Annotated in this window: 9 protein-coding genes, 1 pseudogene and 1 riboswitch; of the genes and pseudogenes, 9 read left to right on the forward strand and 1 reads right to left on the reverse strand. The window is 51.1% G+C overall.

All coding sequences use genetic code 11. The annotated features are described in order from the left end of the window. The first annotated feature begins 9 nt into the window (after positions 1-9). The 7 genes from PA598K_RS30120 to PA598K_RS30150 all read left to right on the forward strand — a co-directional run bounded on the left by PA598K_RS30120 (position 10) and on the right by PA598K_RS30150 (position 9,431). Complete coding sequence (locus tag PA598K_RS30120; RefSeq protein ID WP_128660492.1) at positions 10-909, forward strand: hypothetical protein; 900 nt, start codon at positions 10-12, stop codon at positions 907-909. Positions 910-1,091: 182 nt separating this feature from the next. Continuing rightward, a complete protein-coding gene (locus PA598K_RS30125) occupies positions 1,092-1,985 on the forward strand; it encodes an ABC transporter permease (protein ID WP_128660493.1) in 894 nt (297 codons plus the stop codon). Positions 1,986-2,005: 20 nt separating this feature from the next. After that, positions 2,006-2,887 (forward strand): carbohydrate ABC transporter permease, encoded by an 882-nt coding sequence (locus PA598K_RS30130; RefSeq protein ID WP_128660494.1) that lies wholly within the window; start codon positions 2,006-2,008, stop codon positions 2,885-2,887. 16 nt (positions 2,888-2,903) lie between these two features. Beyond that, positions 2,904-4,199: an MGH1-like glycoside hydrolase domain-containing protein gene (locus PA598K_RS30135; RefSeq protein WP_128660495.1), complete on the forward strand. Its 1,296-nt coding sequence runs from the start codon at positions 2,904-2,906 to the stop codon at positions 4,197-4,199. Positions 4,200-4,296: 97 nt separating this feature from the next. Then, entirely contained in the window at positions 4,297-5,997 is a 1,701-nt protein-coding gene (locus PA598K_RS30140; RefSeq protein WP_185602312.1) for a sensor histidine kinase, read from the forward strand. 1 nt (position 5,998) lies between these two features. Continuing rightward, positions 5,999-7,633: a response regulator gene (locus PA598K_RS30145; protein WP_128660497.1), complete on the forward strand. Its 1,635-nt coding sequence runs from the start codon at positions 5,999-6,001 to the stop codon at positions 7,631-7,633. A gap of 97 nt (positions 7,634-7,730) precedes the next feature. Beyond that, complete coding sequence (locus PA598K_RS30150; RefSeq protein ID WP_128660498.1) at positions 7,731-9,431, forward strand: extracellular solute-binding protein; 1,701 nt, start codon at positions 7,731-7,733, stop codon at positions 9,429-9,431. Positions 9,432-9,542: 111 nt separating this feature from the next. On the opposite strand, the gene asd is transcribed toward PA598K_RS30150, so the two are convergent. Beyond that, on the reverse strand, positions 9,543-10,328 hold the full coding sequence (gene asd / locus PA598K_RS30155) for an archaetidylserine decarboxylase (protein WP_128660499.1): 786 nt from the start codon (positions 10,326-10,328) through the stop codon (positions 9,543-9,545). Positions 10,329-10,547: 219 nt separating this feature from the next. Between asd and PA598K_RS30160 the strand changes: the two genes are divergently transcribed. Further along, the gene (locus PA598K_RS30160) at positions 10,548-11,708 is read left to right on the forward strand and encodes a glycosyltransferase family 4 protein (RefSeq protein ID WP_128660500.1); all 1,161 of its coding nucleotides are present in this window, start codon (positions 10,548-10,550) and stop codon (positions 11,706-11,708) included. An 86-nt stretch (positions 11,709-11,794) separates the two neighbouring features. Then, positions 11,795-11,903: riboswitch (TPP riboswitch) on the forward strand. Positions 11,904-12,212: 309 nt separating this feature from the next. Continuing rightward, positions 12,213-12,666: pseudogene (locus PA598K_RS30165) on the forward strand (hypothetical protein); the annotation flags it as partial.

The raw sequence follows: 12,666 nt of genomic DNA on the forward strand, positions 1-12,666 counted from the left end.
GTGACTACGATGAGGTTGAATTGGCGCAAGTCAGCTATCGTTATGTCGTTGGCAGTCTTGATGGGAGGAGGAGCTTCGGGCACGATGTCCGAAGCGTCTCCTGGCAGCTTTGCCTGGGACCCCGGGATGTCCAAGAAAGTGTGGGTTTATGCCTCAGATAGCCAATACCATGATTATACCGATGCAGGCGGCGATTTTTCCCGCTACTGGGATTATACAGCGCTTAATGCAGGGACGCCTGCAGATACGAGCTGGTGGGGCCAGCAATGGAGCCCTCTGCCGACGGATAGCTCGAAGTATAAGTTGAAATGGGTACTCAATAATGTCAACAACCCTGACAAATGGGACCCGGACCTTAATTTTATCGGATTTCAGATGAGCGCTTATCGCGGGTTAAATGTCATTCCCGTGATCGGCTCGACAGGAAGTCTATATTATAAGGCCAGCGTGTATTTAGATGCTGAAACGAGTGCGAACGACGCCTCGTCCGGTCCTCCAAACATTCACGGGGTACCGCAGTCCTCGACGGCAGTGGTTTTGGGCTTTGCCTTTAATGAAGCCTACGAGGGAGGGCGCAACTATCCGCGCTTCGTAGAAATCTCTCCTTATGTGACGACCTACGGAGATTTTAATTCCGACCCCAATATTATTTTTCACGGAGCCGGGCCGGATTACGAGATGTATCGCATTCCCGTGACGCATCCGCTCGTGCAAGAAGCCATGATGACCCCGGGGGATACCCGTACCTTCAACATCGATATCGCCCAAGTTGCGCGCGGCCTGACCTGGAGCGGTATTCAGCCCGACTGGAGCAAAGCGGCGGTGGGCAGCGTTTACTTTGGCTATGAATCCTACGGCGACGCACTGACTACAGCAGAGATTTGGGACTTTGATTTTACTAGCCAATAAGAGGGCGATACAACAAACCGACCGCTCGCAGGCAGCGAATTGTCGGTTTGTTTGTTGTTTTTTGCGCCCATGTTTCGATTCAACAAGAAAGTATCACGAACGCAACAGAGTGTCGTAGTAGGGTATTCGAAGGATGTTTTATGATAAAGTCAGCACAAAAACAGAACGGAGACGATGATGATATGGCGAAATTATGGCGAAATTGGCCGCTGCATGTGATGCTCATTCCGGGCGTGATTCTTATTTTTATGTTCAGTTACATTCCGCTCGCGGGAATCGTCATGGCGTTCCAAAAATTTATACCGAGCCAAGGCTGGTTTTCTTCCCCTTGGATAGGTTTGCAAAATTTTGAATATATGCTGGAGCTCCCCGACATTCAGCGCATTATCAGGAATACGTTAACGATTTCCGCCATGAAAATTGTGGCTGGCCAACTGATCCCGATAGTCATTGCCATTTTATTAAATGAATTGAAAAACCGAATCGTAAAACGCGGCGTTCAAACGCTCATTTACTTGCCTCATTTTCTGTCATGGGTGCTGCTTGGCGGTATTCTCATCGACATCTTGTCGACCGAAGGCGGCTTGGTGAATCAATTTCTGGGCTGGTTTGGCGTACAGCCGATCTTCTTTTTAGGAAGCAATGACTGGTTTCCATTTGTGCTTGTATTCTCGGATGTGTGGAAGGAGTTTGGCTTCTCGACGATTGTATATCTGGCTGCGATTACCTCGATCGATCCCTCCCTGTATGAAGCCGCTTATGTCGACGGAGGCGGCAAGTTCAAACAGGCGATCCACGTTACGCTGCCGGGCATGCTTCCCATCATCGTGCTGGTAGCTACGCTGTCGCTAGGGAATGTGTTGAACGCCGGCTTCGAACAGGTATTCAATCTGTACAGCCCCCAGGTCTATGAGTCCGGTGACATCATCGATACAAGAGTGTATCGGATCGGCTTGGTCGATGTGCAATATGGTCTTGCTACTGCGGTAGGCTTGTTTAAATCAGTGGTCAGCCTGGTGCTGGTTGGCATTTCTTATTATCTGGCCTACAGACTTGTTAAATATCGTATCTTCTAAAACCAAAGGGGGCCCTCAAGATGGAGTATCCGTCGTTATCAAGGAAATTGTTTATCGGGTTTAACTATATCTTTCTCATCGCATTGGCGCTGCTGTGTATTTTGCCGCTTGTCCATATATTTGCCCTGTCCTTGAGCTCGCCGTCGATTGCAGCGGCCGGAATGGTGAAATTTTGGCCAGTGGGTCTGAATTTTAACGCCTACCAACATATTTTGAGTCAAAAAGAGTTCCTGGACGCCTTTCTCGTTTCTGTGCAGCGCTTGGTGCTGGGGACCAGTCTTTCCATGGCGCTGACGATATTGACAGCCTACCCTCTGTCCAAGGAATCCAAAACCTTTAAATCAAGAAGCTATTACGCCTGGTATTTTGTCGTCACCATATTCATTAGCGGCGGCCTCATTCCATGGTACATGACCATTCGCTTTTTTGGATTGATTGATTCTCTCGCGGCCTTGGTGCTCCCTGGAGCTGTAGCGGTATTTAATATTATTTTGCTGCTGAACTTCTTTCGGAACTTGCCAAAGGAATTGGAGGAATCGGCGTTTATCGATGGAGCCGGCCATTTCAAGATTATGCTTCGGATCTTCATTCCGATCTCCATGCCTGGGATTGCTACCGTATGCTTGTTCACGATGGTGAATCATTGGAATGCTTGGTTCGATGGTCTGATCTTAATGAACAGGAATGAAAATTATCCCTTACAGACGTATTTGCAAACGGTCGTAATGCAGCAAGATTTCAGCGTCATGGCGCAGTCGAGCCTGACAGGCATGCAGGAAATATCCAATCGGACCGTCAAATCGGCGCAAATCTTTTTGGGGTCGCTGCCTATTCTCGTGGTGTATCCGTTTCTGCAACGGTATTTTGTAAAAGGGATTGTATTGGGAAGCGTCAAGGGTTAAGAGAGGAGAAATTCCAGTGAGTATACAGTGGGAGTCAGGCTCGTTACAAGAGAAAGTAGAGGTTGTTAAGCGTTTTGCAATGGAAGCAGGAGGGGACATGCTGCACGCCCCGGCAGGGAATCTCAAGCATCCCTTTGTCGTACCCGGGGCGGTGTATGCGCATCATCTATGGGATTGGGATTGTTACTTTGCCGTTCAGGCGCTATTGCAGATGGTGCAGCTCAAGGATCGAGATGGAACGCTCAAGGCTGGCGAAAAAGAGCTGTATATCCGGCATGCTCAAGGAAGCGTCCTGAATTTTTTGGATGCGCAATTGGAAGACGGGTACATTCCAATTATGCTTTTTGCCGATTCGGACGCAGACAGCAGAGTGTTATACCGCAATGGCAGCCCTGTAAATATGCACAAGCCTTGTCTGGCCTTGAATGCGGTCATGATCAGCCAAGCCATCGATGATTATAGCTGGCTCCATGAGAGGTACGATCAGTTCCGAAGCTATTATGAATGCTATAAGGCTGTCTATCAATCGGAATCCAAGCTGTTTGTGTGGGCTGACGACGTGATGATTGGCGTAGACAACGATCCGGCTACCTTTGGACGACCGCACTACTCGTCAGCGAACCTTTTCTTGAATGCGTTTATGGTTAAAGAGCTGGGAGCGTTGGCCGAGTTGTCTCGGGCACTCGGTTACGAGGATCAGGCAAGCTATTATTCCGCCGAAGCGGAGGCATTGGGGACGCTCATCCAGGAAGAATGCTGGGATTGTCGAGAGGAGATCTATTACTCCGTAGATGTCAATTGTAAAACGTATCGAGCCAATCCGAGAGTAAGCGGGTATCATATGGGGCTTGGCGTCACCTGGAAATCAGTTCCCATCAAAATTCAATCCTGGGCCAGCTTCATACCGATGTGGGCGGGGATTCCGAATCCATCGCAAGCCCATGCGTTGGTGACCAAGCATATGTTCAACCCCGAAACGTTCATGAGCAAGTATGGGGTTCGCAGCTTGGCACGACATGAAAAAATGTATTCCGTGGCGGCAACGGGCAATCCCTCTAATTGGCTGGGTCCGATCTGGATGGTTGTTCAGTATATCCTGTTCGACGCCTTGATGCAGTATGGGTATCGGGAGGAGGCAGCCCGATTAACCGCTCAAGCGTTACACCTTCTCGGCGACGATATTGCCAAGCATGGCGATCTGCACGAATATTATGACCCTGATAACGGAGAAGGTATAATAAATAAGGGTTTTTTAAATTGGAACTTACTTGTGCTGAACATGATTTGCCGATTGGAGGAGGATAGCGGCTGACAGTTAACCCCCAGGTCAGATGTTGCAGTAGAATTTACAGGAAATGGGACGCCCACTTGCGGTGTCTTTTTGTCTTTCGTACTTGGGAGGGATTGTTTTGCACCTGATTTCATTCAAGCGAACCTATACAAAAATACTGCTTTCTCTGGCTATCGTTCTGATTCCAACCTTTGTTCTGAGTGCTGTCATCAACGACAGAAGCGTAACGCTGGTCAAATCGCAAATCTCCGATTCGATTCAACAGAAAACCGAATACATGATGAATACGCTGGAGGCGGAAATCGAAAGAATACATTCCATTCAGAAGTCATTTATTAACGACAACGACTTGCAGTCTTTGAATTTCAGAAGCAGCCTATTCAGCCGATACGAGTGGACGACTACAGTCAATCAATTGCATACCAAGCTTCAATTGGTTAACTCATCGAGCAAATATGTGAAATCGACCTCGATCATGATGGCGACAATAGACAAAACCTTGTCCTCGCGCGAGCGATTGATTCCGCTTGATCAAGAGGATTTTGACAATACCATTGAAAAAATGAGTCAAGGTTTGCTTTTCTTGCCCAAAGGGAAAAGCATTCTTTTACCCCTTGCTTACCCGAGCGTAAAACGGCCGTACATCCTCATGACGGTAGAATTCGATCTGGATCAATTACACAGGGACTTGGCTTTATTGGACAATCATGCGGTAGCGGTCAGTACAACCTTGCTGATTGACGAGACCGGTAGCATTTTGTTCGATACCAATCAGGACATCGAACTGAACAAACAATCGCTTGCGGCGATTGCGGCTGCAGACAGCGGTGGGTTTAAGTTTGGAAATTATATTGTACATCGTCAAAAATCCGCTTTTCTCAACTGGAGCCTGGTCACCCTTTTTGATGAAAAAACGATCTGGACACCGGTAACGGATCTCAATAAATGGCACTGGATATTAGGCGCTGCGGCAACGATCTCCGTGGTCATTTTCTCCTACTTTATCTATCGTCTGGTTCATCGACCGATGGCGCGCTTATTGCGCATGTTCAGAAGAGTACAGGATGGAAATCTGCCCGTTGTCGTCAATCATGATGAGAGCGACGAGTTTTCTTATATGTTCTATCAATTTAATTATATGTTGCAGCGGATCGACCACTTGATTGAACAAAATTATGAAAAGACCATCCGTAATCAACGGATGGAATTAAAGCATCTGCAATCGCAAATCAATCCTCACTTCTTGTACAACAGCCTGTATGTGCTCTATCGAATGTCGCAAGAAGAAAATTACGAGGGGGTGACGGCGATGTCCAAGCATCTGGGGGATTACTTTAAATTTTTAACAAGAACCTCTGGCGATGTGATTTCCTTGCATCAGGAGGTCGAGCATGCAAAAACCTATGCCGCGATTCAACAGATCCGTTTTGGCGAGCGAATCCACTGTTACTTCCAGATGGAGGGGCAATTGGACGGCTGGCATGTGCCTCGGCTGATCATCCAGCCGCTGATCGAGAACGCATACCAGCATGGGCATCGAGATACGTATGAGGATGGCTGGATTAAGATAGAGGTGGTAGGGGATAAGGAAAGCTTAACGATCAAAGTTTCGGATAACGGTACGGGGATGAGCGGCGAGGGAATGGAAGCCTGGAATTCACAGCTAAAAATGGATATCGATACGAGAGAGGGCGATGGGATGTGGAATGTGCATCGCAGAATCCGACTCATCCTCGGGGATTCAAGCGGGCTGACGCTTTCGACCGACGAATCGGGCGGATTGTTAGCGAGAATAGATATCCAGCGGGAGGAGAATTAGCATGCTTCATATTTTGGTTGTCGACGATGAGCCTCATATTGCCTACGGGGTGGGCCAACTGCTGGAGGAACGTAGCGAGCCCGATACGAGAGTCTGGAAGGCGCTTTCGGTCAAGCAGGCGATCACGGTTTTCGAAAATAACCGTATTGACCTATTGGTAACGGATATACAGATGCCCGGCATGAACGGCCTGGATCTGGTCACCCTCGTCCAGAAGCATTGGCGCAACTGCAAAGTGATCTTCCTAACCGGATATTCGGATTACGAATACCTTCATTTTGCGTTGCAGCATCAAGTAGCGGAGTATCTGCTGAAGCCGGTGGAGGATGAAGTGTTGTTAGAGAAGATCGATGAGGTTATTACGCAAATCAAAGCTTCTTCTAACCTGGAAACGTTGCGAAAAAACGCAGAAAGGCAATTGCAGCAGGCGAAGCCCTTATTAATCCGCGAAATCGTAGCATCCATCCTCAGCCGAGAGTCGAATGCCCTGACGCAGATGGGAGAACAGCTTGGCAGCTTGAACGTAGACATGTCATGCGAACGGCCGGTCATGCTGATGATTGCGAGAATCGATTTTTGGCCCGAGCGGTATTCGGTAAAAGATAAATTGTTGATGGAATATGCGATCCATAACATATTGGAGGAATATTTGGCCTCCTCGATCCAGGTCCTGCCCAGCTCCTACAGAAAACATCTCATTTGGCTTTTGCAGTCTTCTTCCCCTGACACGAGCGAACGGAAGATGTTTGTCCTGCTGAGCGAGACCTTAACCGTTCTGCAACAGACGATATTAGATTTGCTCCAGTTGAAGGTGTCGTTTGTCCTGGCTCCTCAGCTCACGGAATGGACGAGCTTGGGAGATCAATATGAATCTCTCGTGAGCTTACTGAAAAAGGGAATCGGGATGGAACAGGAAATTATTATCGCAGACGAAAATAACCCCATGGAGGCTACGAAATCCCATGTCACGGTAGCCGATATGAAACAGTCCGTTCGAAAAATCATCATGCACCTGGAGACGATGGATACGGCGGGCGTAAAAAGAGAGACAAGCCTTTTGTTTCAAAAGTTTGCGGAATCCGTTTTTGTGGACTACGGGCTGCAACTGGAGGTTTTTTGCGAGCTCTCCTTATCCATTCTGGAGTATGTGAACGGTAAAAATGTCTATGACGAATTGGAGAAACGGGTCAGTATGGATGTCTTGGTCAATTATAGCCAAGTGGATAATTTAGAAGCGTGGGAGAGGTACTGCCAGGAATTGTTCCCCTTGATTATCGATGTGGTGGAGCAAAGAGGGAACGATCAGAAATTTTTGCTGTCCGAGAAGGTGGATGCTTATATTATAGGCAATCTAAATGGCGATCTCTCGTTGACAAACCTGGCCAAGCAAGTTTATCTAAGTCCTTATTATTTATCGCGATTGTATTATGCGGAAAGGGGAAGTCATCTCTCCGAGAGAATCACCGCTTTGAAAATGTCGAAAGCAAAGGAATATTTGGCTGAAGGGACAAAGAAAATATATGAAATCGCATTAGAGCTGGGATTTGAAAATACGCCCTATTTTTCGCGATTTTTCAAAAAGCACACCGGGTTGACGCCGCAACAGTTTAAAGAAAGCAACAGAGTATCATCTTGACAACACAGTCGCATAGTCCCTAAGCAGCAGGCACGATAAGATAAGGATAAGAGCTCTAGCTCCGTTGATTGATACTTATCCGAAAGGGGAATACACAATGCTCGACAAGATGAAAAAAAGGGCCGGCGCATCACTGGCTGCCGTATTATGCACCACGCTGATCCTCGGTGCCTGCTCCAACTCAAACAACGAGGTTAACCAGCCGCCTGCTGCGCCTGCGGAGGGAGAGAGCGGTGCCGCGACAGCAGAGAATGGTCCTCTAACGAAATATGATGCGCCCATTAAGCTGACGACAGGAAGAATTATTTACGACTCCAGCTGGAAATTTGAAGAAGGCAAATCGATTGACCAAAACTTCTGGTACGACATCTATAAAGATGAATTAAACATTGATGTGACCAATACATGGGTAGTCAACGGGAACGACAGCGGTACGGCAAAAATCAATGCGGCCATTGCCAGCGGAGATATCCCCGATCTGATGCGGGTGGACGCTTCGCAATTGAAGAATCTGGTCGAGGCGGATATGATCGAAGACCTTACAGACGTCTATGAAACATTCGCCAGCGATCGGACGAAAGCGCAGATGTCGAGCGACGGCGGATACGCGTTAAAATCGGCAACCGTGAACGAACGGTTGTATGCGATTCCAGAAACCAACAGCCCGTATAACTCCGTGCCGCTGCTCTGGATACGCACGGATTGGCTTGAAGCGCTCGCTTTGCCGGAGCCGGAAAATATCGAGCAGTTGATGGAAGTGGCCAAGGCATTTGTAGAGCGGGATCCGGATGGAAATCAGGCCAATGATACGTATGGAGTTGCGGTATCCAAAGATGTCATTTCAATTGGCAGTCCATTCGGTCTGGAAGGTTTCTTTAATGGCTATCACGCCTATCCGCAAAACTGGATTAAAAATGAGCAAGGCGAGCTAGTGTATGGCAGTATCCAACCTGAAGTAAAAGAAGCGCTGGCCGCTCTGGCTGATCTGTACGCGAAGGGTCTGCTAGACAAGGAGTTTGGCGTAAAGGACGGCGGGAAGGTAGCGGAATCGGTAGCTGCTGGAAAAATCGGCATTCTGTACGGTCCGCAATGGACGTCCAACTGGCCGTTGCAAGATTTGAAAAACAATCAGCCGAACGCGGAGTGGAAGCAATTTGGCATTCTTTCGGCCGATGATTCTCCAGCAAAGGCGCAGGTAGGATTCGCTACCAATTCTTATTACGTTGTTAAGAAAGGCTACGCACATCCTGAAGCTGCGATTAAGCTGCAAAACATTATTCTGGAGAAAAAGTATGAAGACGGTTCGGATCCCGAGTTGTTCAATCGCACGATTGACGGACAACCGGTAGAGGTATGGAAATACGCAGCGATCTTCCCTGGAGAGGACCCGATGAAAAACATCACGGCGCACCATCATGTGATGGATGCAATCAAAGCCGGCAATGCTTCCGCTTTGAACCCCGAGGAACAAATTTACTATGAAAGTATCGTGAAGTACAACAATGGTGACAACACGGGATGGGGATTAACCAAAATTTTCGGGGAGAACGGTTCCTTTGCCACCATTGAAAAGGAATATATTAACCAGAACCGCGAAATGCCTACCCAGTTCTTCGGCGCACCTACAACAACCATGTCCGAAAGACAGGCTACCTTGAATCAACTGGAGCATGAAATGTTTACAAAAATCATTTTGGGTCAAGAGCCGCTGGATGCTTTTGATACCTTCGTCGATCAGTGGAATCAGATCGGAGGGGCCAAGATTACACAAGAAGTGAATGAATGGGCGAGTGAATAACGGAAAGTGATAAGGGCGCAGGCTGAATAAAAGGACCTTAACCTCCCAATTAATGTGGAGGTTAAGGTCCTTTTTTAAAAAAATAGAAATTCGTCTAAGAGGGGCGTATCCTCATGTTCGCAACGTTCCCAGCGCCTCGCCCATCCGCACCTTCTTGCCGACCATCAGATCGCCGCGCAGGGTGAAGCTATTGTCCTCCGTCAGCAGGACGACGGTTGAGCCGAATTCAAAGTAGGCGAGCTCCTCGCCTTTGGTCGTTGCCTTGGCGTGGGGATCGACGTATTTGATGCTGCTGACGTTCATCGCGCCGACCTTGACGACGGCTACCTCGCCGCCGGCATGGCGGATATAGGTGATCAGCCGTTCGTTGCGGCTGAGCACGCGTTTCATATGACGAAGGCCAAATTCATTGACCGGATATACTTTGCCGGGCACATGCTCACGCTCGACGATCGCGCCGCCGACCGGGGCATGGATGCGATGATAGTCGGTCGGACTCAAATACAGGACAAGACAAAAACCTCCGACGTAGCTTGCGGTCCGCGGCGAGCGGTTGAGCAATTCGTCGATCGTGTAGTCCTGTCCCTTGATATTGAAGATCGTCCCCGCCTGGATGACTCCGGCTCCGGTGATCAGCGCATCAACCGGACTGACGAGCGAGTCCGGGGCTTCATCGATGGCGCGGGCGCCGGGTCTCAGCCGGCGGGTAAAAAACTCGTTCAGCGTGCTGTACTCGCCGATCGGCTTTTCCGCTTCCTGAACCTGGATGCTGTACATGCGAGCGAACGTCGGGATGAATCGCCGGCTGATCGAAGACTGTGCCAGTCTGCCGGTCAGACGGGAGATCGATTTGCGCGAGCTCAGCTCTGTCATGGATCGCATCAGCCATCTCTTCATGTAAGGGGCACGTCCTTTCCGCCTCATAATCTGCCACTCTATCGCCCTAGTGTGCCATATTGACGGGGACAAATCAATAGTAGACCCAAAGGACCCCAAAAACGGCAAGTTAGGCCAAGCGTATAGGAGGATGCCGTTCCAGCGGGGACGCCGTTTGTGTACCTTAAGGTAGAGGTGCTTGCTTACGTTATTAATCTATGAAAGGGGCGGTCACACCTTATGTCACCGAACCGAGTCGCGTTTGTCACGCCGGGCTCCTTTCCCTTGCCGTCGCCCGGCAGTAGCTCTGTGGAACGGGTGGTCGAAAATATCGTGCCGCTGCTCGCCCCCCATGTCGAGCCGCGCATCTATGGACGTACGGCCCGTCATCTGTTGCGGCGCGGCACGTACCGAGGCGTCGTCTGCTGCCGCTATCCGGCAGCCAACAAGCTGAATTATGTTCGGTCGGTTGGGCGGGCGCTGCGTCTGTTTGCCCCGCAGCTCACGGTGGTGGAGAATCGACCGCTCTATGTGCTGCGGTTGCGCAAGCAGCGGCCGCAAGCGCGGATCTGGCTCAACCTGCACTCGTCGACGTTCCTCTCGCCGACGCGGATCAGCCCGGCCTCGCTGCGCGAGAGCTTCCGCCAGACCGAGCGGATCATCGTCAACAGCGAGTACTTGCGCGAGGTGGTGGCGAGTCTGGTGCCAGAGGCGGCAGGCAAGCTGAGCGTCGTCCACCTGGGTGTCGAGAGCGAGCGTTTCTTGTCGCAATACAGCGTGCAAGGCGCTCAGCAGCGGGATCAACTGCGGACAGCGCGCGGCTGGCATGGCCGGAAGGTGTTGCTGTTTATGGGACGGCTCATCCCGCGCAAGGGCGTGCACCATCTGCTGCAAATTTTGCCCGAGCTGGCCAGAGAGCACCCCGATCTGCTGCTGGTCGTCGTCGGCAGCGCCTTCTATGGCTCGCACCGGATGACAGCCTACACGCGCCAACTGCATCGTCTCGGCAACCGGTTGCCAGGGCATGTGAAGTTTGTGCCGTATGTCCCGTATTCGGCGGTACCGAGCTGGTTTGTAGCGGCCGATCTGGCCGTCGTCCCTTCCGACAGCCGCGAGGCCTTCGGACTGGTCAACGTCGAAGCGATGGCTTGCGGACTGCCGGTCGTCGGCACGCGAGCTGGAGGGATGCGCGAGGTAATCGAGGACGGCACGACCGGCTTCCTCGTCGATCCCGAGCAACCGCAGGCGGGACTCCGGGAGCGGATCAGCTGGCTGCTGCACAACGAGGAGCTGCGGTGTTTTATGGGGCAGCGGGCTCGCGAGCGGGTGGAGCAGATGTTCACTTGGGAACGGTCGGCTGATCGCTGGCTGGAGCTGCTGCGGGAGAACGGCTACGTATAATTGCGTGTTCAAAAAGATCGGTTATCAGCGGCTAGAGGACAAGAAAACATTGACAGGTCGACAATTCTCTTAGTATAGTCATAGCAAGAATCCACTAGGGGTGCCCGAGTATGGGCTGAGACGAGACGAGCAAGTCTTGATCCCTTTGAACCTGATCTGGGTTATGCCAGCGTAGGAAAGTGGGAATAGGCCCTCGAATCCGATGTCGTTTGCGGCTGCAGACAGACATCGCACCCAACCGGCCGTCTTCGGAAGCTATGCGCTGCGCATGGCCAGGAGGACAGGCGCGCCCGTCGCATGCAGGATGGACGCCCGGCACGGTCGGATAAGGACAACTGGCGGAAGTGCCTAGCTCCTGTCCATTCCCTCGAGTTCTTATTTGCCGCTCCTTCGCCGGAGCGGCTTTTTATGTTCTTGGGCCGCTTCGTCGATGCGAGGCTTCCTGGATTGCGTTCCCCCCGGAGGATGACTGCCAATAACGAATACACGGGAGGAAGCATAACGATGAAGACAACGAATACGACAACGGAAACGACAAGTCCCTTTGGCCAGCCGCTGCCAGGCAGCCGCAAACGATACGTGGAGGGTTCCAGAAGCGATATGCGTGTGCCATGCCGCGAGATCGAGCTCGGACCGACGCTGCAGGGCGAGACGGAGACGCCCAACGAGCCGCTGCGCGTCTACGATGCCAGTGGACCGTATACCGATCCGACCTACGTTGTCGATGTACGGCGCGGGTTGCCTGATGTGCGTGGCGGATGGGTACGCGAGCGACAGGACACGGAGGAATATAAGGGGCGCATGGTGCAGCCGCTCGATAACGGTTACGCCTCGGAGACGGGGATGCGCGAGCGGGGCGCGGAGCTGTTCCCCGGCGTCGCCGATCGGCGTCCCCGCCGCGCGCGCATAGTGGAGCTGCGAGACATTGCGACCCGGCAGCGCGCGGCGGGGACGCCGA

This window comes from Paenibacillus sp. 598K, assembly GCF_003851045.1.
GTDB lineage: Bacteria > Bacillota > Bacilli > Paenibacillales > Paenibacillaceae > Paenibacillus_D.

What these genes read in the sequence shown, in the direction of transcription:
- PA598K_RS30150 (WP_128660498.1), top strand. Translation starts at nt 7,731, where the DNA reads ATGCTCGACAAGATGAAAAAAAGGGCCGGCGCATCACTGGCTGCCGTA.
- PA598K_RS30120 (WP_128660492.1), top strand. Translation starts at nt 10, where the DNA reads ATGAGGTTGAATTGGCGCAAGTCAGCTATCGTTATGTCGTTGGCAGTC.
- asd (WP_128660499.1), bottom strand. Translation starts at nt 10,328, where the DNA reads ATGAAGAGATGGCTGATGCGATCCATGACAGAGCTGAGCTCGCGCAAA.
- PA598K_RS30145 (WP_128660497.1), top strand. Translation starts at nt 5,999, where the DNA reads ATGCTTCATATTTTGGTTGTCGACGATGAGCCTCATATTGCCTACGGG.
- PA598K_RS30130 (WP_128660494.1), top strand. Translation starts at nt 2,006, where the DNA reads ATGGAGTATCCGTCGTTATCAAGGAAATTGTTTATCGGGTTTAACTAT.
- PA598K_RS30160 (WP_128660500.1), top strand. Translation starts at nt 10,548, where the DNA reads ATGTCACCGAACCGAGTCGCGTTTGTCACGCCGGGCTCCTTTCCCTTG.
- PA598K_RS30125 (WP_128660493.1), top strand. Translation starts at nt 1,092, where the DNA reads ATGGCGAAATTATGGCGAAATTGGCCGCTGCATGTGATGCTCATTCCG.